The sequence below is a fragment of the Lysinibacillus sp. FSL M8-0337 genome, assembly GCF_038593855.1.
Classification (GTDB): Bacteria; Bacillota; Bacilli; order Bacillales_A; family Planococcaceae; genus Lysinibacillus; species Lysinibacillus sphaericus_D.
Genome location: NZ_CP151996.1, coordinates 3810485 through 3833713, shown reverse-complemented (window position 1 = coordinate 3833713; position 23229 = coordinate 3810485). Strand labels below are relative to the sequence as shown.

Genomic DNA, 23229 nt, shown 5'->3' with positions numbered 1-23229 from the left:
GTTATTATAGTACATTTGACTTAAAGAAAACTCAAAAGGTACTTAAAAAATACTTAAAAATAATAGGATATAAGTAATTGAAAATTACTTTGTTGTGGAAAAGTAGTGTGTGATTTAAAAAAATGTACAAAGTTGAGGGGTTGAAGAAATGAAAGTAGATCGTTTACTCACGATGACAATGATTTTAATTAATCGTAAAAAAGTAAAAGCACAGGAATTAGCCGAGTTATTTGACGTATCTGTTCGAACCATTTATCGGGATGTCGAAACCCTGAGCTGTGCGGGGGTTCCAATCTTAAGCCAACAAGGGGTTAATGGCGGAATAAGTTTAATGGAAGGCTATCGAATGGATAAACAAGTATTAACAAAAGAAGAGCTAACCTCTCTTTCAATTGCTCTTAAAAGTGCTTTAACCTCCTATGAGGATGCCCACGCCAAAGCTGTTTTAGAAAAATTAACTGGTGTAGCAGATGAGCAAGTAAAACAATCCATTGATCATTTTTTTATTGATCTTAGTCCATGGGGACAAAATGTACTATTAAAAGAACAAATCACATTATTGAAAAAAGCAATCGAGGGCGAGCATTGTGTAAGCTTCTTGTATTCGACTACTCATGGTACGATGACCAATCGAATAATAGAGCCGCACACTTTAGTGCAAAAGGGCAAAATGTGGTATATCTACGGCTATTGCACATTAAGAAACGGTTTTCGCTTATTCAAAATATCAAGAATGAAGCAAATTAAAGAGGAGCAACGCAGTTTTGAACGAAAGGAAGTACATTTATCTAATCTTCCTTGGGATAAAGCATGGCAACAACCAGAAAATTTAGTAGAGCTCACACTGTCATTTGATGCACAGATTTTAACATTAATGGAGGAAACATTTGGTGTGGAACAGATAGATTATGAGAAGTCCATCGTGCAAGTTGCATTGCCGGAAGATGAATGGCTCTATGGCTTTTTGCTAAGCTTTGGTAATCGAATAAAGCTTCTTGACCCACCTTACTTAGTTGATATCGTGCAAAAACGGGCACAAGAAATCGTCGAAATATATACAGCAAATAATAGGTAAAATCATTTTTGTCCTTTCAATAGATGACATACAGATGTCAAGTTTGCTTTGTTATAGTAATAACAAATTAAACGAAGGGTGGACGTAAACTATGCAAAGTTATTGCCAAAGCTGTGGGATGCCATTAGTGCATGAAAAATTATTTGGAACAGAAAAAGAAGGGCAAGTTTGTCGGGACTATTGCACATATTGTTACGAATTAGGAGCGTTTAAACAGCCGAATGTAACTATTCATGAAATGATTGACATATGTGTACCTCATTTAAAGGAAGATGGGATGGCAGAAGAAGAAGCACGACAAATGTTAGCTTCCTTTTTACCACGTTTAAAAAGATGGAGAACAGATACTGGCAAACAACCTGTTATGAAAGAAAAACAAAGCTTTCATATCGCTGGGATTTCAGCAAAAACGAATAATGCGAACGAAATCACGACACAAGCGAAAATACCGCAATTATGGACCACTTATTACCAGCAAGATATTGCAGGTCAACTACCAAGTCCACAAAACAATGCCGGCATGTATGGGCTGTATTCAGATTACGAAACAGATGTGAACGGAGAATATACACTCACGCTTGGAGTGGAGGTATCGGCTGACGTTGAAGTTCCAACAGGTATGGTGATAAAAACAATTCCCGCATCAAAATATTTAGTGTTCACTTCAGAAAAAGGGCTAATGCCGGATATTGTAATCCAAGCTTGGCAAGATATTTGGGCTTGGTTTGCCAATACTACGGAAGTAGAACGAACGTATAGTGGAGACTTTGAATTGTATGATGAACGATGTGCCCAGTCTCATGAGGCACAGGTGGATATTTATATTGCAATTAAGTAAATACAATACTGCTAGTTAAAACGCGAGTGACATAATACAACAAAGCCAGTACCTACCATCAAATGGTAGGTGACTGGCTTTTGCTTGTTGGAGGTAGTTCTTCGATATGCGGTTCAATATGCACAAGCACCTGACAAAAGCGATTTTCGCGCATAATGGTATGTTCTATTTCCTCTGTAATACGATGACTTTCAAAGACATTTAAATAAGGATTGACAGTCACTGTTACATCGATAAAGTACATATTCCCATGCGCACGCCCTTTGAAATCTAAAAGCTCAATAACACCACTAACATTGCGAATTAATACCGATAATGTCTCGACTTCATCAATATCGAAGGCATCTGTAAGACTTTGAACTGCTTCCCAAAATATTTCTACAGCAGTTTTAATTATTAGAAAAGCGACAACAAGGGCTGTTAATGTATCAATAATTGGAAAGCCAAAAATTGCTCCGAATATCCCGATGGCTGTACCGATACTGACCAGCGCATCCGAGCGATTATCATAGGCAGCAGCTTTTACAGCCGCACTTCGTATTTTTTTTGCCAGCGCTAAATTATAACGATAGACAACATACATGACGGCTGCACTTCCGATTGCAACAAATGCTGTTAACAAAGATGGTGTTGTGCCAGATGGCTCCCATAGTCCTTGTAAAGAAGCAATTAAAACTTGTAAGCCGACGATTAGCATAATAAATGAGGCAACGAGTGACGCAACAGTTTCAGCTCGTAAATGACCATATTGGTGATTTGAATCTGGAGGTCTTTGAGCAATGCGTAAGCCGATTAAAACAGCAATGGATGCGATGATATCCGTTGTATTGTTTAATCCATCTGCTTTTAAAGCTTCTGATGTTCCGATATAGCCAATTGTTAGTTTTACTGAGCTCAGTATTAAGTAAGTGGCAATTGATAGCCAAGCTCCTTTTTCCCCTTGACGTAAATTTGTATAGAGCTCCATTTTGTTTCCTCCTCGCAAAACTTTCGGGCATTATAAAACGACCCCCTTATATGAAAGGGAGTCGTTTTGCATTTTTATTTATCGTCTTTCGATTCTTCGATTTCATTTGTTAAATCAAGTTCAGGTAATTTCAGAACTTCTAAGTATAATATGTGGTGACCATCTAATTCTTTTGCTGTAAATTCATAACCTTGCTCTTCAATGCTATCACCTTCGATTGCATCAAAACGCTTTGTCATGAACCAACCACCAATCGTATCGATATCATCATCTTCTATGTCAGTACCTAGCATATCATTGACGTTTTCTAGTAGCATTTTTGCATCTAAAATAAAATGATTTTCTGCAATTTCCTGCACTTCTGGAATTTCATCTTCATCAAACTCATCTTGAATATCCCCGACAATTTCCTCGATAATATCTTCAATGGTTACAAGACCTGATGTACCACCATACTCATCCATTAAAATAGCCATATGAATACGTTCACGTTGAATCTTGAGTAACAATTCGTTAATTTGCGTAGTTTCCATCACGCGAATAATCGGTTGCATATAGTCAATTACTAATTTATCACCATTTGCAGGGTCTTTAATATAAGCAGTTAATAAGTGCTTCATATTGACTAAACCAATAATATGGTCTTTATCCCCGTCGATAATTGGATAACGAGTATATTGCTCCACACCCATTAAATCAAATACTTCTTTAATCGTAAGTTCTTTCTCAATACCGACGATTTCAGTACGTGGCACCATGATTTCTTTTGCAAGACGATCTGAGAACTCGAAGATACTGTTAACATATTCATATTCTGCGTTATTAATTTCTCCACCTTTTAAACTATCTGACAAAATCATGCGCAATTCTTCTTCAGTATGTGCAACTTCTGATTCTGACATCATTTTAAGACCGAATAGACCTGTTAAACCACGTGCAGAGCCATTCAATAATTTAATGATTGGATAAGTAATGTTGTGGAATAAAATTAATGCACCAGAAAAGTTTAATGTTACAAATTCTGCTTTTTGGATGGCTAAAGTTTTTGGCGCCAATTCCCCAATAACTACATGCATAAACGTGACGATTGAGAATGCAAGTATAAATGAAAGGATAGATGTTATGCTACCGCTCAGATTTAGAAACTCGAACACTGGATGTAAAATGATTTCAAATGTAGGTTCACCTAGCCAGCCAAGTCCAAGTGCTGTAATGGTAATACCTAACTGACATGCAGATAAGTACTCGTCTAAATCCGATACAACACGTTTTGCATTTTTCGCTTTTTTATGTCCTTCTGCGAGTAATTGATCGATGCGGGTAGTTCTCACTTTTACGATTGCAAATTCAGTTGCAACGAAAAATCCTGTCATTATAATTAGTAGGGCGAATGCCGCCAACCTAATGGTTATTTCCAATATGTCTCCGTCCAAATAATTCCTTTGTCCCCGCCCAAATGAGGGAAGTAAACAAAGTGTACACCTCCTATGATTTAAAAAATTGTTGGATGTTTTAATCATAAGTTATTTGTAACTAAAACACAAATATTGACAACGACTTTTTTATACTATTTTAAGATGAATTTGCGAATAAAGAAAACGGATACTTTCAGATGACAAATGATTGAAAATCAATTGGCATTATGCTAACTTTAAATGGAGCAAGGATAGTTTGTTTAGAGAAAGAAGCATTTGCATCTCATATAAAACGACACGTCAAAAATCTCAAGAGAGCTTTACTTGCGGATTTTTTTAAATGAATTATTTTAATATGCAACAAAAAAAGGTTGTCTCATATGAGGCAACCTTTTTTGCGCGAACGAGAAGCACATGTACGGACACTTTTATAATATGTATTTCTAAAAAGGCAATAATTATTTACTGTTGGAAGCGCAACTTTAGACAAGCTTTTTCCACATCATGAACAGTTTCTTTTAAAGGAATCGTGTCTAAGTGTGTGGAGATGGTGATAGGAGCCTTTTCTGTTAGTCCTTGTTGTGTTAGGATATACTGTTTCCCATTGTAAGATAAGTATAAATGTTTAATGGAACGTTTTCCTATAGCACTTGGAGATTCAAAAATAGCTTTTAGTTGGCTGCAATACTCACTGTAAAAATTACTACTGTATCCAGATAGTGCTTCAAATTTTTTACTATCGATTGAACTAGACTCATCGACTAACTCGAAAATTTTTGCGGAAAATTCGGAAAAAAGTTCTTTTACTTTAGCGCGAATTAATGCTTTTGTATTATAGTTGTTTAAGTCATCAGAAAGTGCGACTTTACTCATTGAAATAGCCCCCTGCATATAAAACATTTAGAATTAAATTCATTTATTAAATGTATAAGAAAAATACAGGAATATCAATATAAACAGACACTTTTCGTATAATAGCAGTGTTTTTAATAGTAAAAATTAGGCGTTTTTAATTAGACAAAGGCAAAAATATATTGGTTTTTTTAGTCATAAATATGGAAGAGCATTAACTCATGAATCATTTTTTTAACATCTTCTTCATGTGGAGGAATAGGACCAATCCATTGGATGACGCCATCCTTTAAATATTCTGCCGCGTAACGTTCACGTTGATAGAAAAAGGAAATGGCCCATCCAGGAAGCTGTGTATTTTCAAATAAAGGTTTAAAGCTAAAATGCTGAATCATATACAAACCCCACTTCTAATGATATGTATTTAATATTATTCAAGGATAGTGGTAATATTGCAACTAAACAATATCGGATGATGTTTTGATAGGAACAATTATGCTTTGTCGTAATAAAATGGAGGGTATTTCTTTCGTTGGATTTCATTGCTCTGCTATAATGAGTGCAATAGGCGACAAATTACGCCAAATGTGAATACGATTGAAATGAGAGGATGCTAATGGACAATTTTTTAGTGACATTATTATTTATGGCAATTATCGGCGCCGCAATCGGTGGTATAACAAATCATCTAGCGATTAAAATGCTTTTTCGACCGCACGAAGCGATCTATATTAAAAATTGGCGCGTACCATTTACACCGGGTCTTATTCCAAAGAGACGTGATGAACTAGCGAAACAACTTGGTCTTACAGTTGTAAATTATTTATTAACACCTGAGACGTTTAGAAAGAAATTTTTCTCTAAAGATATTCAAGATAAAGTTGAACAATTTGCACAAGTAAAAGTGGAAGAGACATTTTTCACGAACGATAAAACAATTCAGGACTGGTTAGATTTAGCAGGCTTCTCCAATATGCCTGCCACTATTGAACAAAAGGTAGAACGAATTGTAGCGGGACAATTTGAATCAGTAAAGAATACATTATCTACGAGATCAATTCGTACACTGTTATCGGAGGACATCCAAAATACGATTGATGCTAAAATTCCATTAGCAGTGGGACATATTTTAGAGAAGGGTGAGGAGTATTTTTTATCACCCGCAGGCGAGATGACGATAAAAGCAATGATTGATGACTTTTTATCGTCAAAAGGGTCACTTGGCGGTATGATTAATATGTTTTTAGGGGATTCCTCATCACTTGTCGGCAAAGTACAACGCGAGCTTGTAAAGTTTTTACAAGCCCCAGGTACAACATCGCTTCTGACAAACATTTTTACGCAAGAGTGGGAGAAGTTAAAGGATCGACCAGCTATGGATTATTTAGGGGATATTGACTTTGAACCGATATTGGCAAATTTACAAAGCTATGTAAAAGAACAATTAGCAGTAACAGAACGCTTACAGCATCCTATTTCCTATTATTGGCCAACAGGTAGTTCTTGGATGAGGGAAACGGTAATACCTCAAGTAATTGATAAAGCATTTGTTAGAGCGGAAGATAAATTAGAAGATGTACTAAAACGTTTAAATTTACAAGAAGTAGTTCGTGAACAAGTGGATTCATTCCCAGTATCGAAACTAGAAGAGCTTGTACTTGGTATTTCCAAACGTGAATTTAAAATGATTACAGTGCTAGGTGCAGTTCTTGGTGGTTTAATTGGTATTGTGCAAGGTTTAATTGTCTACTTGATTTAGAAAGGGGAAATAAGAATGGTTAATATTTATAATGAAATTAATGCTTTGGAGGCTACTTTCCGTAAAACAGAGGAGTTTAAAGCATTGGAAGCGGCAGTAGCTGTCGTGAAAGCAGATGAAGATGCGATAAAGTTATTCCAAAACTTCCGCAAAATTCAGGTGGATTTACAGAAAAAACAAATGGCTGGTGAGGATTTACAAGAAGATGAACTGATTTATGCACAAAAAACTGCTCAGCTTGCGCAACAAAATGAGAAAATTGTAGCGATGCTGGAGGCAGAGATGAAGCTTAGTGGTGTAATCGAAGAAGTAAATCGCATTTTAGTAAAACCGATACAGTCGTTGTATGAAGGCATGTAAGTAAGTCAGAAAAAATAGTTGTCGATAGTCTGTTACGTGTTGCGACGAATAAATAAACGGTTATTTGCACATATAACAAAGTAAGTAGGAAAACGTGTCTCGGCTATTCGGGACACGTTTTCACTTTAGCTAATCGTAGGTTATATATTAAGGAGGGAATGTCATGCATGTTTTAATTGAATGGGCTTATAAGACACCAAAGGGTGCGGGAACAGTATTAAGGTCAGAAGAAATGCCGGCAGCACAAGCTTTATTGTTGGCAGAGGATATGGAACGTACTGGACGTGTCAAATCACTACAATTTATTGACCGTCAGGATACGAACTGGTCTATTAAGGAGCTTAAGGCATATTTAAAGGAAGTTGAAACAGAACCTCATAACATTACTGTTTATTTTGATGGGGGCTTTGACCGTGCAACGAGACAATCTGGTCTTGGGTGTGCTATTTATTATGAGCAAAATGGTAAGCCTTATAGATTAAGAAAAAATGCATTTTCTTCGGAACTTAAATCAAATAATGAGGCAGAATATGCCGCGCTATATTTAGGTTTAGTAGAGCTTGAATTATTAAATGCTCACCATTTACCGATACAGATTGTAGGCGATTCGCAAGTAGTTATTAATCAGCTAACTGGCGAGTGGCCAGCTCTGGAAAAGGATTTGTCAGGCTGGGCAGATAAAATTGATGCAAAACTAAGCGAGCTTGGTCTGCAAGCAGACTATCAACTTATTTCAAGAAAAGAAAATACTGAAGCGGACAGATTGGCTACACAAGCATTAAACGGTATTGATATTACAGGAGTGAGTGAAATGATAAAGGAATAACACACTAGAGAGCAGTGTCAAAATTACTGATAGCTCTCAAGACTGAAGATTAGGTCAAAGAAATTTGACATTGTCTTCAGTCTTTTTATTGACCATACATATTGAGTCTTGGGATGTTTTTAGGTAGGAGTTTTCGTGCTTTCTTACTTGCCCTATACGAGTTGTTTATTTGTTATATACTTTGGATACTTTTTGGCGAATTGCTGTAAAGCTTGCTTGAAATGAAATGTATGCATAAAGTTTTTAGCTAAACGTAATTCATCCGAATAGAGAAGGATATGGCGAAAATGTTGTTGAATAAAGTTTCGGGCGTGTTTATAATGCTCGTTGATAGAGATAGCACCGTACATTTCTTGTTGATTGATAAGATAAATCAAATCACAAAGAACTTTTTGCCCACGATATTTCAGTAATATGGTCACATACAGAGTTTTTTCATCACAGCGTTGTAAATCAAAATGATGGAAAGCCACTTCTAATTGCTCAATGAAGCTAGAAACAGGAGAATACTTGTCTTTAACTAGAACCACTATCAACACCACCTTTTTTAAAAATTATAAGTAATAGTACTTAATATGTCTATCATTAGACGGAATATTCTGTTATTATGGCAGTTTTGCTTATCATTAATAAAATTTGTTAAACTATTGAGGCAATCCATTTATTGAACAAAGTACATTGGAATATTGAAAGAAGAGAGCGAATACGATGAAAATTATTCAAATAGATCAAAAGTATCCTGAAGATTGGATTCGCGTGTTAAATCATATTGCGAATTTATTTTTTGAGGATTCGAAGTTAAGTACAAATGCACAAGAAGCCGAGATGTCCGTTGCATTCAGTTACCGCGTTGATGCTAATTTTACTGTCTATACAAGCGCGGTATTAGAGGTTGATGGTAAACGCTATACAAATGATTACCATATTGAATATGCGACAGAAGCTGTTGGACGTGAGCAAAATATACGTATGAAACGTGCATTATCGCATGTATTTTTAGATGTGCTCGAGCAACATACGGGGATGCATCAACAATGGGGTATTTTAACAGGTGTCCGTCCGACAAAGCTCTATCATAAATTCCGTAAGGCTGGTATGGATGACGCAGCAATTGCGGAAGTGTTAATTCGTGATTTTCGATTGTCAGAGGAAAAGGTAGCATTGTTGAAAAACATTGTTGAACGACAGTTAGTCACAATTCCTGACTTAGATCATATCGGGAAAGAGATTAGCGTTTATATTGGCATTCCGTTCTGCCCAACCAAATGCGCTTATTGTACTTTCCCAGCCTATGCGATTGGTAGTAATCGTAAGCAGGGGCGTGTAACCACGTTTTTAGATGGACTACACATTGAATTACGTGAAATGGGTAGATGGCTGACAGAAAATAATATGACCATAACTTCTATTTATTGGGGCGGGGGTACACCAACTTCAATCGAAGCACATGAAATGGACGCATTATATCAAACGATGTATGACGCTTTCCCACATCCTGAAACGATTCGAGAGGTAACAGTTGAAGCTGGTCGCCCGGATACGATTACACCAGAAAAATTAGCTGTTTTAAAAAAATGGGGCATTGATCGAATTAGTGTTAATCCGCAGTCTTATACAGATGAAACACTGAAGGCAATCGGACGCCATCATACGGTACAAGAAACGGTTGATAAGTTTTGGTTAGCACGTGAATCCGGTATGAATAATATTAATATGGATTTAATTATTGGCTTGCCCAATGAAGGGACAGAGGAGTTCCAACATTCGTTAGAGGAATCCGCAAAAATGCAACCAGAGTCGTTAACTGTGCACACGCTATCCTTTAAGCGTGCTTCAGAAATGACGCGTAATAAAGATAAATATAAAGTAGCTGATCGCGATACGGTAGCAGAAATGATGCAGATGGCACAAGTATGGACGAAGGAAAATGATTATGTTCCCTATTATCTATACCGTCAAAAAAATATTTTAGGTAATTTAGAAAATGTAGGCTATAGTAAAGCAGGCGAAGAAAGCATTTATAATATTGTCATTATGGAGGAAGTGCAGACGATTTTAGGTATTGGCTGCGGAGCATCTTCTAAATTTGTTCACCCTGAGACAGGGAAGATTACACAGTTCCATAATCCAAAAGATCCGGCGGCTTATATCATGACGTTTGAAGAAGCCATAGGTAAAAAAATTGAGCTATTAAATGATTTATATCATGCATAAAGAGCAAAGTGTTAGATTGATTGTGACCAATCTAACACTTTTTGCTGTTTAAAAGTTTGTGAATCGCCACAAAGGCAGGACAAATCGCTGCACAACCTTCCCTTAGGAATCAACGAAATGTGCAGGTCATTTTAATGTTTTCTGAATTTATTATCATTATAATAATTTGTAAGCGCTTAATATTTTATAGGATTGTCTGATTGCTAACACGAAGGAAAATATGAACAGAGTGGGGGTATAAAATGAAAGTCATTATTTGTCCAGATTCTTATAAAGGTACATTATCTGCATTTGAGGTTGCAAATGCAATGCAGGCAGGCGTCTTGGATGTAGATCAAACAATTAAGACCGTTATTTTACCAATAGCGGATGGAGGAGAGGGTACATTAGAATCACTTATTGCTTCAACGGGCGGGAGATATATTTCAGCAAGTGTACTTGATCCGCTAGGTAGAATGATTAAAGCAAACTATGGAGTGCTTGGGGATGATGAAACCTGTGTTATTGAGATGGCACAAGCTTCGGGTATTCTGCTGTTGCAGGACAGCGAAAAAAACCCAGAGCTCGCATCAACGTATGGCACGGGGCAGTTAATTAAGGCTGCACTGGATAAAGGTTTTCGTCAGTTTATTATCGGTATTGGTGGCAGTGCTACTAACGATGCGGGTATTGGTCTATTAAAGGCACTTGGGCTGCAATTTAGGAAAGGTGATGGTTCATCCATTGCTAATGGCGTGTCGGGATTACTAGATTTAGCATCCATTGATAGTAGTCAACTCGATGCACGTCTGTCTGATGCAACATTTACTATTGCCTGTGATGTGGATAATCCTTTGGTTGGAGAGCGCGGAGCTACAGCAATTTTTGGTCCGCAAAAGGGTGTCAAAGAGCATGAAATTGCTTTGTTTGATGAGTGTTTGAAACGTTTTGCAGATATTGTAGAAAGACAATTTCACATTCGTTTACACGATTATAAAGGAGCTGGTGCGGCAGGAGGCGTTGGTGGCGCATTAATTGCCTTTTTAAATGGCACTTTCCAAGCAGGCATAGATATTGTGTTAGAGGCTGTACAGTTAAAAAGGCATCTACTAGACGCTCAAATAGTTTTTACTGGTGAGGGGAAATCGGATCGTCAAACATTACATGGAAAGGCGCCATTGGGGGTAGCACTAGCTGCAAAATCAACAAATGCACATGTCGTGCTATTGTCTGGTGCTATTGATGAAGAACATAAGCCTGCTTTGCTGGAGCATTTTACCGTTGTGGAATCACTAGTAGATGAATCGACTACTGTTGTGCAGGCAATGCAAGAACCATATCGTTTCATTCGCATGAAAACAAAACAACTAGTTGAGCATTACATGAAAAATGGCGGATGAGTAGATGTTGTATTTCAGTGTCAGTCACGCAAACAATTATGATGTTTGTAGGAGCGAGAACCTGCTCAAAAAGCTATGCTAACTATTTTGAAAATATGCTAAAATAAGCGATATGAATGCTTTTTGTTCAAGTAGAAAAGAAGCTAGGAGCTGACACTATGTCAATTAATACAATTATTTTTGATTTGGATGATACGTTGTTATGGGACAAAAAATCTGTTAAAACAGCTTTTGAAAAAACATGTGAATATGCAGCGACAATACATAATGTGGATTCAGCAGCATTAGAGGAAGCTGTGCGCAAAGAAGCACGTGCACTTTATGAGGGCTACGAAACATATGATTATACAGTGTTAATCGGTATTAACCCTTTTGAAGGGCTTTGGGGAACGTTTGATGACCCTACTGATTCTTTTCAAAAAATGAAAGAACTTGTGCCAGGTTATCGTACTGAAGCATGGACAAAGGGTTTAGCGGCACTTGGTATAGACGATGCAAAGTTAGGTGCTGAACTAGGAGAACGCTTTGTAGCTGAACGCAAAGTTTCACCTTTTTTATACGAAGATACGTTTGCAGTTTTAGATGAGCTAAAAGGCAAATATCAACTGATATTACTAACGAACGGTGCACCAAGTTTACAAAATTTAAAGCTTGAAATTACACCTGAAATCGCACCGTACTTCGACCATATCATTATTTCTGGTGACTTTGGTAAAGGAAAGCCTGATGCCTCTATTTTTGAGCATGTAATGGAAACGGCGGGCATTACTGCTAACGATGCTATTATGGTTGGCGATAACTTAAATACGGATATTTTAGGTTCTTCTCGAGTGGGCATGCGCAATGTGTGGATTAACCGTGAAAACAACAAACTAACTGGGAATGTAACACCAACCTTTGAGGTAGATTCGTTAACAGCCTTATTAAAGCTTGTACAAGAACTTTAATATCTTTACTATTTTTTAAGTACTGATTCTTAAATGGTCAGTACTTTTTTTATGCAAACATTTTGGCGTCTAGTAATTTAAATTGTCTGAAAACTAAAAATATACTATGATTGTTAGTAAACTTAAACACTTTAAATCTTCGAATTATCTATCTGGCAACGCTTTTGTGCTCTTCTTTGTTTAATGTCAAGAAAACGCTTACTTATTCGTATGGGAAATCGTAGTAGTAAGGGAAAATGTGTAGACAGTAAAAACATGATGGGAGAAAACAGCATGTTTATGGGGGTGCCTATTCATGAAAGCAAATCGTTTAGTGTTTGAAAATGCTATAGATATTAATCCACGCTCAGGCATTATAAAATTCAATGGGAATCGAATGATTTTAAAGTCAGCTGAAGCGCTTGGCTTTTTTAGACGTGATATTATTCAAACCTTGAATATGGAGCGTGCAAAAGGTTTTTTATTACGATATGGCTGGGCATGTGGCTACAGTGCTGGTGGCTCTATCGAGAAAATGTACAACTGGAAAGAGTTAAAAGAGTTAATTAGGGCTGGGGCTGCCATTCATACATTAGAGGGCGTTGTCAGTGTACAAATTGATGTATTGGAAATAACTAATGATAAGTTCGAAATGGAAGGGAAATGGTTTCATTCTTACGAGGCAGAGGAACATGTCCGCCATTTTGGTTTTAGTGATGAAAGTGTTTGTTGGACATTAATCGGTTATGTAGCAGGATTTTTAGCCAAAACGTATCCAAAAGAGATTGTCGTTTTTGAGGAGAAATGTCGAGGGAAATGCGATGATTATTGTAAATTTGTTGTACGGACAAAGGAGCACGCTACTGAAGAACAGTTGGAAATATTGCGCTACTTTCAAGATACTTCGTTAGCTGATGAATTAGATAATACATTTAATGAGTTAAAAAGTCTTAATAATTCCATTGTGCATTCAGACACAATTCATAAACAAATGACACATGCAATGCTTGAAGGATATACATTAAACCAGCTGTTATACCTGTTAAGTGATGCGTTACAATGCAGTGTAACTGTGGAACGAAGATACTTAATGAAACCAATTGGTTACTATTTTATGCATGAAGACGATGAACGAGTTTATATAGAAGCGAGTCGTAAGAAAAAAGAGTTTCGCCATGAATATGATATTATGACGATGAAAAAACAATTGGGTACATTGGTAATTTTAAGTCACAAAGCATTAACACGTGAACAGGAAATGATTATTGAACGTGCTGTAACGGTTTTTTCGATTTATTTATATACGCAAATACAAATTGCACAATCGCAGTGGAAGAAAAAATCGGATTTTTTAGATGAAGTTATGAGTCAACAAGCTCTCTCGGAGGAGCTTATTAAAAAAGCACGAAATATTTTTTATTTTGATCCGAGTAAAAATAATCGTGTTATCGTTATAACAATGGAACATGAAGAACCAGAAATAGTGCATAGCTTTTTAGCGACTGAGTATTTAAACGTGGAGTGCTTTATTAAAAATCAGGAAGTACTGCTTATTCTTGAAGACTGCAAGAAAGATGTTCAATATATGTCGAACTTCCTTAGTGCCTTATCGAAAAGGGTAATGGAGCGCTTTAAGCAAGCAACTTTCCAAATAGGCGTAGGAAAAAATGCAGAGAAGTTAGAAGAAATCGGGAATAGCTATAACGATGCGAAATTAATATGCCAATTTTTACGTTACGCAGCGCCACAACAGTCACAAGCGGCCATTTACGAAAACTTCCAACATATTATGTTATTTTTAAAAACGACAAATCCAAGAGAGCTTTTACAGTTTTACAAAGAGGTACTTGGTCAGTTATTAGAATATGATGAGCAAAATCATGCAACACTTGTCCATACGTTAGAAGTCTTTTTAAACCATAGCGGTAACGTCAATAAAACTGCAAAAGCTTTGAATCTATCAATCCCTGGTTTTCGTTATCGAATGGAAAAAATTGAATCATTATTGCAGGAAGACATGCGTACAGGGGATGGCCGTTTTCGCTGTCATTTGGCATTGAAAATTTATTATGCAATTAAAACTTTAGAAAATAAAAAGTGAGAAAAGTCAGCGATTTTGCTGGCTTTTTCTAGTTTATACGAAAATTTCTTTCAAATTTTAAAGAAAAAAAAGAGAAGACTATACTTTTTGTTAATTATCTAAAAATTCAAAAAGTATTAAATTGAAATAGACATGTCAAACAAGAAAAAAGATTTGTAGGAGGGAAGAGAATGGTTGTTCAACAAGGTACGAAGCCATTGACAGGGCAGGAATATTTAGAAAGTTTAAAGGATGGTCGGGAAATTTGGTTACATGGTGAACGTGTGAAGGATGTCACGACACATCCAGCTTTTCGAAATTCAGCACGATCGATTTCACGTTTATATGATGCCATGCATGACCCGCAATACAAAGATATTTTAACTTGTGAAACGGATACGGGGAGCGGGGGTTATACACATAAGTATTTCCGAGCAGCACGGAGCGCAGATGATTTAATTCAAGGGCGAGACGCAATTGTTGCTTGGGCAAAACTGACTTATGGACAAATGGGACGCACACCAGATTATAAAGCATCCTTCCTTGCAACGCTCGGAGGAAATCCCGAATACTATTCACCTTTTCAAGAAAATGCAAAGCGTTGGTATAAAGAGTCACAAGAGCGCAATTGGTTTTTCAATCATGCCATTGTCAATCCACCAGTGGACCGCCATAAAGACGTGCATGAAGTCGGCGATGTATTTATTCAAGTAGAGCGTGAAACGGATAAGGGCTTAATCGTCAGTGGTTCAAAAATGGTGGCTACTGGCTCTGCAATCACAAACTACAATTTCGTTGGTACGTATGGTTTACCTATCAAAGATAAAAAATTTGCGGTGGTTTTTATTGCACCTATGGATGCACCAGGAGTGAAGCTTATAAGCCGTGCTTCATATGAAATGACGTCTGCGATTATGGGAAGTCCGTTTGATTACCCATTAAGTAGCCGCTTCGATGAAAATGACGCAGTACTTGTATTCGAACAAGCTCTTATTCCGTGGGAAAATATTTTAATTTATGAAGATATGCAGAAGACGACTTCATTCTTTGTAGAAAGCGGTTTCATTAATCGCTTTACGTTCCAAGGTGTCACACGCTTAGCTGTGAAATTAGATTTTATTATCGGTGTCTTGCTAAAGGCATTAAAGACAGCAGGTACGGATCAATTCCGAGGTGTTCAAGTGCATATTGGTGAGATTATGGCATGGCGTCATATGTTCTGGTCATTAAGCGATGCGATGGCGCTGAATCCAGAGAAAAAAGAGAATGGCATTGTCATTCCAAATTTAAATGGTGGCTTAGCCTATCGCGTATTTTTGCAGGAAGGCTGGCCGAAGATTAAAGGCATCATCCAGCAAATCGTAGCAGGGAATTTAATTGTGCAGCCATCCAGTGCTAGAGACTTTTTAAATGAGGAATTCCGTCCAACATTGGATAAGCTTTATCGTGGTTCAAATGGTATTGAGGCTCTTGAAAAAATTAAAACAATCAAGCTACTGTGGGATGCCATTGGTACAGAATTCGGTGGTCGAAGTGAGCTATATGAACGAAATTACGCTGGAAACCATGAAGACATAAGATTACAAACGTTGTTTGGTGCACAGGGAAGCGGGAAAACAGACGAGTTTATCGCTTTTGCTGAGCAATGTATGGCTGATTATGATTTAACGGGTTGGACAGACCCGACTTGGGTAAATCCGGATGATGTGAATTACTTTACAAATAAATAAAAAATCAGGGGGAATGATGGATGACAAATTTTGATGTAGCACAATTAGCGCACGTGGAGCTTTTTACACCGAAACCAGAGGAATCTTTAAAATTTTTCACCGACTATATGGGCTTACAAATTACTGCGCGTGAGGGGCAATCGGTTTATTTACGAGGGTACGAGGATTTTTATCATCACACATTAAAGTTAACAGAAGGTAAAGAAGCAGGTCTTGGACATTCGGCATGGCGTGCGAGTTCACCTGAAGCGTTAGAACGAAGGGTTGCATCGTTAGAGAAAAGCGGCTATGGAAAAGGTTGGATTGATGGCGATTTAGGGCATGGTCGTGCTTATCAATTTGTTACACCTGATGGTCATAAACAAGAAATTTTGTGGGAAGTAGATTATTTCCAGCCAGCGGAAGATCAAAAAACATTATTAAAAAGCCGTCCACAAAAACGACCATTAATGGGTGTCCCTGCCCGACGTTTAGATCATATCAACTTAATGTGTAGAGATGTAGCAAAAAATCGTGAATTTATGTCTGAACATTTAGGCTTTAAGCTACGTGAACAAATTGTCTTGAATAATAATGAAGAAATTGGTGCGTGGATGAGTGTGAGCCCATTAGTACATGAAGTGGCATTAATGAACGATCAAACTGGTAATAGTGGTCGCTTCCATCATATTGCATTTTGGTATGGCTATCCACAGCATTTAATGGATACAGCGGATATTTTCGTAGAAAACGGAATTCAAATAGAAGCGGGCCCAGGAAAACATGGTGTAAGTCAAGCGTATTTCATGTATGTAATGGAGCCTGGTGGAAACCGAGTAGAATTATTTGGTGACTCTGGTTATCTTATTTTCGACCCTGACTGGAAGCCAATCACTTGGCGCGAAAATGAGTTAGACGAGGCGATTATTTGGTATGGCTCACCTCTACCTAATGAGTATTTCTTATATGGCACACCTGATCGTGCAGTGAAAGTTCCAGTGAAATAAATAGATGAGTAATAAATAGCGTGCCTAAATAGCTGTCTTAACTACTACTTTTTAGTATTTGAGACAGCACTAATTGATGAGGAGGTTATGTAATGGATGATCGTCTTTTTAGAAATGCAATGGGGAAATTTGCAACAGGTGTAACTGTCATTACAACAAATGTGAATGGCACTATTCATGGCATGACGGCAAATGCGTTCATGTCTGTTTCACTTAATCCAAAACTAGTAGTGATCTCGATTGGGGAGAAGGCTTCAATGCTGGAGCATATCAAGCAAAGTGGGACATTTACAGTCAATATATTATCTGCACAACAGCAAGAATTATCTATGTTATTTGCCGGCCAAATAAAAGAAAAGCGCGAGGTCCAATTCAGTGATTTACAAGGGGCCCCGACAATTGAGGGCGCGCTTGCACAAATTAGCTGTGAGGTAGCGAGCACATATGTTGAAGGCGACCACACTTTATTTATCGGCAGTGTAAAGGACATTCAACTAGAAGATGGAGAGCCGTTACTATTTTTCAATGGAAGATACGGCTCACTTGCAGTGGAAACAACAATGCAGGCTTAGGAGGTTGACAATGGATAGACAACTTTATGCAAAGAAGTTATTAGAAGCAGAAGAAGCAAAGCGACCTATTGCCCCATTAACGTCCACTGTACCAGATATTACTGTCGATGACGCTTATACGATTCAATTACTTCAAATTGCAGCAAAGCAACAAATGGGCAAACAAATTATCGGTAAAAAAATAGGTTTAACAAGCAAGGCGATGCAACAACAATTTCAAGTAACAGAACCAGATTACGGTCATATTTTATCGGATATGGTTGAGGTGGACGGTGCAACCATTTCTCTCAATCATTTTATTCAGCCAAAGTTGGAATTTGAAATAGCATTTATCTTGAAGAAGGATTTATATGGGCCCTCTATTACGGAGATGGATGTTATCGAAGCGACAGATTATATTGTGCCAGCTTTAGAAATTATTGATAGTCGTATTACCGATTGGAAAATTAATTTTGAAGATACAGTAGCAGATAACGGTTCTTCCGCAATGGTTATTATTGGCGGCACACCAACAAAATTGACTGAGGTAGATTTACCGCATATTGGTATGAATGTTTATCGCAATGGCGAGCTTTTTGATAGTGCAGCAGCGGCTGCTGTAATGGGAAATCCACTACGGGCAGTAGCATGGCTTGCTAATAAGCTAAGTAAATACCATATTGGCTTGCAAGCAGGGGAAATGGTTTTAGCAGGCGCATTAACATCAGCCGTAACGATAGAAGATGGAGATAGTTTTACAGCGGACTTTGCTCATCTTGGTGCTGTTTCCGCCACGTTTCGAAGAAAGGAGGAGAAATAAAAGTGGTCAAATTGAAAGTTGCCATTTTAGGCTCTGGAAATATTGGGACAGATTTAATGTACAAAATTGAGCGCAGTGAGTATTTAACGATGAGTGTAATGGTGGGAATAGACCCTACATCGGATGGCATTCAGCGTGCGAAGGATCGTGGCTATCATACCATTACAAATGGTATTGCGGGTTTAGTTGCATGCCCAGAGCTCTTCGATATTGTGTTTGATGCAACAACTGCTAATGCCCATACTGCGCACAGTGAACAAGTACTGGCACTTGGCAAAAAGATAGTCGATTTAACACCAGCGGCTATTGGTCCATTTGTTGTGCCGTGTGCAAACTTGGAAAAGTACGTGGCGGTTGACAATGTCAATATGGTGACTTGTGGGGGGCAAGCGACGATTCCTATTGTGTATGCCATTAATCAAGTGGTGGATGTTACGTATGCAGAAATTGTGGCAACGGTGGCGAGTAAAAGTGCAGGGCCTGGCACACGGGCTAACATTGATGAATTTACACGCACAACAGCTAGTGCGCTAGAGGAAGTAGGCGGTGCAAACAAAGGGAAAGCCATTATTATATTAAATCCCGCAGAGCCGCCAATTATGATGCGTGACACCGTACATGTATTAGTGAATGAAGGTGGCAAGGAAGAGGAAATTACAAAGGCTATTGAAGAGATTGTGAACGCTGTACAACAATATGTACCGGGTTATCGCATGACGAGTGCGCCTATTTTTGAAGGTCAACAAATATCAGTTTTTTTGGAAGTTGAGGGGGCGGGAGACTTTTTCCCACCGTATTCAGGAAACCTCGATATTATGACAGCGGCAGCAGTGCAAGTCGGAAATCAAATGGCTAAGCTGCAACATGGAACAGTCAAGTCGAACTAATTGGAGGTGAGGATGATGACAAAACAACTAACCGTTTTAGACGTGACATTGAGGGATGGCAGTCATTCAATGCGCCATGCATTTACGGAGCAGCAAGTGCGAGATGTTGCAAGAGGTTTAGGAGAAGCAAAAGTGAAATACTTTGAGGTTTCCCATGGGGATGGATTAGGTGGTTCCTCTTTGCAATACGGTTTTTCGAAAGTGGATGAACTGAAGTTAATAGCGGCGGCAAAAGAAGAATGTGGTGATTCGGCAATTTCAGTCTTAATATTACCTGGAATTGGTCTAAAGGAAGATTTAAAAAATGCTGTGAAGGTGGGCGCTACCATGGCGAGGGTTGCAACGCATGTCACGGAGGCAAATGTTGCTGGTCAACATATTTATTTAAGTCGAGAATTAGGATTGAAAACAGTCGGCTTTTTAATGATGGCACATATGGCTCCGACGTCAGTAATAGTGGAGCAGGCGAAATTATTTGAAAGTTATGGAGCTGAAATTATCTATGTGACAGATTCAGCAGGTGCCATGCTCCCCCATGAGGTGAAAGAGCGGGTAGCTGCACTAAAATCGCATGTTTCTTGCGAAATTGGCTTCCATGCCCATAATAATTTATCACTTGCTATGGCAAATACGATGGCTGCAGTCGAAGCAGGTGCTACGTATGTGGATGGTAGTTTACGCTGTTTAGGTGCTGGTAGTGGAAATACTCAAACAGAAGTAATGGTAGCGGTTTTCGACCGTCTAGGCTATGAAACAGGCATTGATTTATATCGAACAATCGACGTTGCCAATGAAGTCGTAGCGCCATTTATGCCACGACCACAGGAAATAACAGGGTCTAGCTTAATGATGGGCTATGCAGGCGTTTACTCAAGCTTTTTACTATTCACTCAAGAAGCAGCGAAAAAATATAACGTAGATGAACGCGAAATTTTAGTAGAACTTGGCAAAATGAAAGCAGTAGGTGGTCAGGAAGATTTAATAGCAGAGATTGCACGTAACATAGCAGATGTGAAACAGTCAGTATAAAGAGAATGGAGGAACGAGCGATGATGAAAACCGATACGCTAGATCAAATTGCATATGCGTTGTATTTAGCAGAGCGGGATGTGTATGAGGTTACGAAGTTTGTCGAGCGCTATCCAGAATTAACCGTTGAAACAGCTTATGATATTCAAGACAAACTTATTGAACTAAAGTGCAAACATGAGCAAACATCCATCTCGGGACTTAAGCTCGGTTTAACAAGCAAAGCTAAACAGCAAATGATGGGAGTGCATGAGCCTACTTATGGCGTGTTATTAGCGAATATGGCGGTCAATGCCCAACATCCAATATCATTAAAATCACTTATTCACCCCAAAATTGAGCCAGAGATTGCCTTCGTGTTTAAGGAAGATTTAGTCGGCCCAGTAGTGACTGTCGCGCACGTACTGATAGCAACTGCCTATGTTGCACCTGCCATGGAAATAATTGATAGTCGCTATTTAAACTTCCATTTTACATTGCCAGATGTAATCGCTGATAATTCCTCTTCCTCTCGCTACATAGTGGGTTCGCAAAAATATGCAGTGAATGAAGTGGATCTGGTTAATATGGGCTGTATTTTTACACAAAATGATGAAATGATTGCGACGAGTACAGCAGGTTCCGTTATGGGGCATCCAGCAAGAGCCATTGCATGGATGGCGAATAAATTAATTGCCCGTGGTCAGCATATTCGAGCAGGAGATATTGTACTTAGTGGCGCATTAACAGGTTCTGCCACAATGCATGCAGGAGATAGCTTTACTGTCAGTTTTGACGGAATGGAATCATTATCCGTTCAAGTAGAGCGATAAATAAGGAGGAGCCGAGATGCCATTTATTCAAGTAACGTTTATTGAGGGGCGAACGAAAGAACAGAAGGAACTATTAATAGAAGAAATGAGTAAAACCGTTTCTTCGGTACTTGATGCTCCACTGGAAACGGTTCGTGTATGTTTAAATGAAATCCCAAGTTCTCATTGGGGGATTGCAGGAAAGTCCATCCAACGTCGACAAAATGAAGAGTAAGGAGTGGTCTATCATGGCAAATACACAAACGAAATTGAAGGAAGTTAAACTATTCATAAATGGAGAATATGTAGAATCTTCTTCTCAAACATTGTTTGAGGTGAAAAATCCAGCGACTCAGGAAATTATTGCAAAAGTTCACGAAGCCAGTTTTGAAGATGTGGATCGTGCTTGTGAAGCTGCACGTCAAGCTTTTGAAGAAGGACCTTGGCGCACGATGCCACTATCGGAACGTTGTGCAAAAATTCGTCGGATGGCTGAAATCATCATCGAACGCAAAGAAGAGTTAGCTCGCTTAGAGGCATTAGACGTAGGGAAGCCTTACCAAGTAGCGTTAGAGCGTGAAATACCACGGGCAGCAGAAAATTTAAAGTTTTTTGCGGATTTTATGGAGCATCAAGGTGGTGAGGTATATCCAATGGACGATGCGTATTTAAATTATACGCGGTATGAGCCAGTTGGGGTGGCTGCATTAATTACTCCATGGAATTTACCTTTTATGCTGACAACATGGAAGCTTGGGCCTTGTTTAGCTTCAGGGAATACGGCAGTTATTAAACCAGCAGAAATTACTCCATTAACCGTATCGTTACTTGGAGAGATTGCACAACAGGCTGGTATTCCAGATGGGGTCGTTAATGTCGTGCATGGCTTTGGTGTTCAGTCAGCAGGAGAATTTATGACGACGCATCCTGAAGTTGATTTAATTTCTTTTACGGGGGAAACAACAACAGGGAAAGCTATAATGAAAAATGGTGCAGATTCATTAAAAAAGGTTTCGTTTGAATTAGGTGGAAAGGCAGCTAATATTATTTTTGAAGATGCGAATTTAGATAAGGCCATTCCTGTCTCCATTCAGGCAGCATTTATGAATTCGGGTCAAGTATGCTTAGCAGGATCACGTATTTTAGTGCAGCGTACTATTTTAGATGAATTTCTCACACGCTTTAAAGAAGCGGCTGCAGCATTAGTTGTTGGCGATCCGCAAGATGCTAAAACGAATATGGGGCCAGTCGTAAGTCAAGCCCATTACAACAAAGTAACTAGCTATTTAAGCATTGCTGAATATGAAAACTCGACGCTTATTTATGGCGGCAAACGTCCTGAATTACCAGTACATTTAAGCACGGGTTATTACCTACAACCGACTATATATTTGCAGGAAAATGCTCAAGCACGTATTTGCCAAGAGGAAATTTTCGGGCCAATCGTTACGATTATTCCATTTGACACAGAAGTGGAAGCATTAGCGATTGCAAATGGCACAGAATATGGATTGAATGCAGTGGTCTGGACGGAAAATTTACAACGTGCACATCGTATTTCACATGATGTGCGGGCGGGAACAATTTGGGTCAATTGCTGGTTTGTACGCGACTTACGTGCCCCGTTTGGCGGTTTTAAAAAGAGCGGCGTAGGGCGTGAAGGTGGTCACCATAGTCTAGAATTTTTCACCGAAGCAAAAAATATTTGTATTGCGTTAAAATAACATCCCAAACAAAAAGTAAG

Annotated in this window: 23 protein-coding genes; 18 read left to right on the top strand and 5 right to left on the bottom strand. The window is 38.4% G+C overall.

Annotated features, from left to right (window positions below):
* Positions 1-148: 148 nt before the first annotated feature.
* Both MKY08_RS18685 and MKY08_RS18680 read left to right on the top strand, forming a co-directional pair.
* A complete protein-coding gene (locus MKY08_RS18685) occupies positions 149-1075 on the top strand; it encodes a YafY family protein (protein WP_069514727.1) in 927 nt (308 codons plus the stop codon).
* Positions 1076-1166: 91 nt separating this feature from the next.
* Entirely contained in the window at positions 1167-1913 is a 747-nt protein-coding gene (locus MKY08_RS18680) for an effector binding domain-containing protein (protein ID WP_069514724.1), read from the top strand.
* Positions 1914-1971: 58 nt separating this feature from the next.
* Here the strand turns inward: MKY08_RS18680 and MKY08_RS18675 are convergent, their stop codons facing one another.
* From MKY08_RS18675 to MKY08_RS18660, 4 genes are all read right to left on the bottom strand, one after another.
* Entirely contained in the window at positions 1972-2880 is a 909-nt protein-coding gene (locus MKY08_RS18675; RefSeq protein ID WP_069514721.1) for a cation diffusion facilitator family transporter, read from the bottom strand.
* 74 nt (positions 2881-2954) lie between these two features.
* Positions 2955-4298, bottom strand: a complete 1344-nt coding sequence (locus MKY08_RS18670) for a hemolysin family protein (RefSeq protein WP_256093288.1) — start codon at positions 4296-4298, stop codon at positions 2955-2957.
* A 459-nt stretch (positions 4299-4757) separates the two neighbouring features.
* Entirely contained in the window at positions 4758-5168 is a 411-nt protein-coding gene (locus MKY08_RS18665; protein WP_069514715.1) for a hypothetical protein, read from the bottom strand.
* A gap of 170 nt (positions 5169-5338) precedes the next feature.
* The gene (locus MKY08_RS18660; RefSeq protein ID WP_024362321.1) at positions 5339-5542 is read right to left on the bottom strand and encodes a YheE family protein; all 204 of its coding nucleotides are present in this window, start codon (positions 5540-5542) and stop codon (positions 5339-5341) included.
* Between the two features lie 221 nt (positions 5543-5763).
* Here MKY08_RS18660 and MKY08_RS18655 point away from each other — a divergent pair, with 221 nt between their 5' ends.
* The 3 genes from MKY08_RS18655 (at position 5764) to MKY08_RS18645 (ending at position 8092) form a co-directional block, all read left to right on the top strand.
* Positions 5764-6906 carry a DUF445 family protein gene (locus MKY08_RS18655; protein ID WP_069514712.1) on the top strand — a complete coding sequence of 381 codons (1143 nt, stop codon included), beginning with the start codon at positions 5764-5766 and terminating at the stop codon, positions 6904-6906.
* Positions 6907-6921: 15 nt separating this feature from the next.
* A complete protein-coding gene (locus MKY08_RS18650; RefSeq protein ID WP_024362319.1) occupies positions 6922-7266 on the top strand; it encodes a YlbF family regulator in 345 nt (114 codons plus the stop codon).
* A 163-nt stretch (positions 7267-7429) separates the two neighbouring features.
* Entirely contained in the window at positions 7430-8092 is a 663-nt protein-coding gene (locus tag MKY08_RS18645) for a ribonuclease H family protein (RefSeq protein ID WP_069514708.1), read from the top strand.
* Between the two features lie 152 nt (positions 8093-8244).
* On the opposite strand, the gene MKY08_RS18640 is transcribed toward MKY08_RS18645, so the two are convergent.
* Positions 8245-8622 (bottom strand): hypothetical protein, encoded by a 378-nt coding sequence (locus tag MKY08_RS18640; protein ID WP_141705618.1) that lies wholly within the window; start codon positions 8620-8622, stop codon positions 8245-8247.
* A 178-nt stretch (positions 8623-8800) separates the two neighbouring features.
* Between MKY08_RS18640 and MKY08_RS18635 the strand changes: the two genes are divergently transcribed.
* From MKY08_RS18635 to MKY08_RS18575, 13 genes are all read left to right on the top strand, one after another.
* Positions 8801-10306, top strand: coding sequence for a coproporphyrinogen III oxidase (locus tag MKY08_RS18635; protein WP_069514705.1), 1506 nt, complete (start codon positions 8801-8803; stop codon positions 10304-10306).
* Positions 10307-10548: 242 nt separating this feature from the next.
* Positions 10549-11685, top strand: coding sequence for a glycerate kinase (locus MKY08_RS18630; protein WP_069514702.1), 1137 nt, complete (start codon positions 10549-10551; stop codon positions 11683-11685).
* Positions 11686-11843: 158 nt separating this feature from the next.
* Complete coding sequence (locus tag MKY08_RS18625; RefSeq protein ID WP_069514698.1) at positions 11844-12632, top strand: HAD family hydrolase; 789 nt, start codon at positions 11844-11846, stop codon at positions 12630-12632.
* A gap of 295 nt (positions 12633-12927) precedes the next feature.
* Positions 12928-14712 (top strand): XylR N-terminal domain-containing protein, encoded by a 1785-nt coding sequence (locus MKY08_RS18620; RefSeq protein WP_069514696.1) that lies wholly within the window; start codon positions 12928-12930, stop codon positions 14710-14712.
* Positions 14713-14882: 170 nt separating this feature from the next.
* Positions 14883-16421, top strand: a complete 1539-nt coding sequence (locus MKY08_RS18615; protein ID WP_069514693.1) for a 4-hydroxyphenylacetate 3-hydroxylase N-terminal domain-containing protein — start codon at positions 14883-14885, stop codon at positions 16419-16421.
* Between the two features lie 20 nt (positions 16422-16441).
* Positions 16442-17407 carry a catechol 2,3-dioxygenase gene (locus MKY08_RS18610; RefSeq protein ID WP_024362311.1) on the top strand — a complete coding sequence of 322 codons (966 nt, stop codon included), beginning with the start codon at positions 16442-16444 and terminating at the stop codon, positions 17405-17407.
* A gap of 92 nt (positions 17408-17499) precedes the next feature.
* Positions 17500-17979, top strand: coding sequence for a flavin reductase family protein (locus tag MKY08_RS18605; protein ID WP_069514689.1), 480 nt, complete (start codon positions 17500-17502; stop codon positions 17977-17979).
* 10 nt (positions 17980-17989) lie between these two features.
* Positions 17990-18778, top strand: coding sequence for a fumarylacetoacetate hydrolase family protein (locus MKY08_RS18600; RefSeq protein ID WP_069514686.1), 789 nt, complete (start codon positions 17990-17992; stop codon positions 18776-18778).
* Between the two features lie 2 nt (positions 18779-18780).
* The gene (locus MKY08_RS18595; protein WP_069514683.1) at positions 18781-19665 is read left to right on the top strand and encodes an acetaldehyde dehydrogenase (acetylating); all 885 of its coding nucleotides are present in this window, start codon (positions 18781-18783) and stop codon (positions 19663-19665) included.
* A gap of 15 nt (positions 19666-19680) precedes the next feature.
* The gene (gene dmpG, locus MKY08_RS18590) at positions 19681-20694 is read left to right on the top strand and encodes a 4-hydroxy-2-oxovalerate aldolase (RefSeq protein ID WP_069514680.1); all 1014 of its coding nucleotides are present in this window, start codon (positions 19681-19683) and stop codon (positions 20692-20694) included.
* A 20-nt stretch (positions 20695-20714) separates the two neighbouring features.
* Positions 20715-21506: a fumarylacetoacetate hydrolase family protein gene (locus tag MKY08_RS18585; RefSeq protein WP_069514677.1), complete on the top strand. Its 792-nt coding sequence runs from the start codon at positions 20715-20717 to the stop codon at positions 21504-21506.
* A gap of 16 nt (positions 21507-21522) precedes the next feature.
* Positions 21523-21720, top strand: coding sequence for a 2-hydroxymuconate tautomerase family protein (locus MKY08_RS18580; RefSeq protein WP_069514674.1), 198 nt, complete (start codon positions 21523-21525; stop codon positions 21718-21720).
* Positions 21721-21733: 13 nt separating this feature from the next.
* Entirely contained in the window at positions 21734-23209 is a 1476-nt protein-coding gene (locus tag MKY08_RS18575) for an aldehyde dehydrogenase (RefSeq protein WP_081328072.1), read from the top strand.
* Positions 23210-23229 lie beyond the last annotated feature (20 nt).

Coding starts and splice junctions, on each gene's coding strand:
- MKY08_RS18610 (WP_024362311.1), top strand. CDS start 16,442: ATGACAAATTTTGATGTAGCACAATTAGCGCACGTGGAGCTTTTTACA.
- MKY08_RS18660 (WP_024362321.1), bottom strand. CDS start 5,542: ATGATTCAGCATTTTAGCTTTAAACCTTTATTTGAAAATACACAGCTT.
- MKY08_RS18650 (WP_024362319.1), top strand. CDS start 6,922: ATGGTTAATATTTATAATGAAATTAATGCTTTGGAGGCTACTTTCCGT.
- MKY08_RS18685 (WP_069514727.1), top strand. CDS start 149: ATGAAAGTAGATCGTTTACTCACGATGACAATGATTTTAATTAATCGT.
- MKY08_RS18575 (WP_081328072.1), top strand. CDS start 21,734: ATGGCAAATACACAAACGAAATTGAAGGAAGTTAAACTATTCATAAAT.
- MKY08_RS18665 (WP_069514715.1), bottom strand. CDS start 5,168: ATGAGTAAAGTCGCACTTTCTGATGACTTAAACAACTATAATACAAAA.
- MKY08_RS18605 (WP_069514689.1), top strand. CDS start 17,500: ATGGATGATCGTCTTTTTAGAAATGCAATGGGGAAATTTGCAACAGGT.
- MKY08_RS18625 (WP_069514698.1), top strand. CDS start 11,844: ATGTCAATTAATACAATTATTTTTGATTTGGATGATACGTTGTTATGG.
- MKY08_RS18620 (WP_069514696.1), top strand. CDS start 12,928: ATGAAAGCAAATCGTTTAGTGTTTGAAAATGCTATAGATATTAATCCA.
- MKY08_RS18645 (WP_069514708.1), top strand. CDS start 7,430: ATGCATGTTTTAATTGAATGGGCTTATAAGACACCAAAGGGTGCGGGA.
- MKY08_RS18615 (WP_069514693.1), top strand. CDS start 14,883: ATGGTTGTTCAACAAGGTACGAAGCCATTGACAGGGCAGGAATATTTA.
- MKY08_RS18600 (WP_069514686.1), top strand. CDS start 17,990: ATGGATAGACAACTTTATGCAAAGAAGTTATTAGAAGCAGAAGAAGCA.
- MKY08_RS18675 (WP_069514721.1), bottom strand. CDS start 2,880: ATGGAGCTCTATACAAATTTACGTCAAGGGGAAAAAGGAGCTTGGCTA.
- MKY08_RS18635 (WP_069514705.1), top strand. CDS start 8,801: ATGAAAATTATTCAAATAGATCAAAAGTATCCTGAAGATTGGATTCGC.
- dmpG (WP_069514680.1), top strand. CDS start 19,681: ATGACAAAACAACTAACCGTTTTAGACGTGACATTGAGGGATGGCAGT.
- MKY08_RS18680 (WP_069514724.1), top strand. CDS start 1,167: ATGCAAAGTTATTGCCAAAGCTGTGGGATGCCATTAGTGCATGAAAAA.
- MKY08_RS18655 (WP_069514712.1), top strand. CDS start 5,764: ATGGACAATTTTTTAGTGACATTATTATTTATGGCAATTATCGGCGCC.
- MKY08_RS18585 (WP_069514677.1), top strand. CDS start 20,715: ATGATGAAAACCGATACGCTAGATCAAATTGCATATGCGTTGTATTTA.
- MKY08_RS18580 (WP_069514674.1), top strand. CDS start 21,523: ATGCCATTTATTCAAGTAACGTTTATTGAGGGGCGAACGAAAGAACAG.
- MKY08_RS18630 (WP_069514702.1), top strand. CDS start 10,549: ATGAAAGTCATTATTTGTCCAGATTCTTATAAAGGTACATTATCTGCA.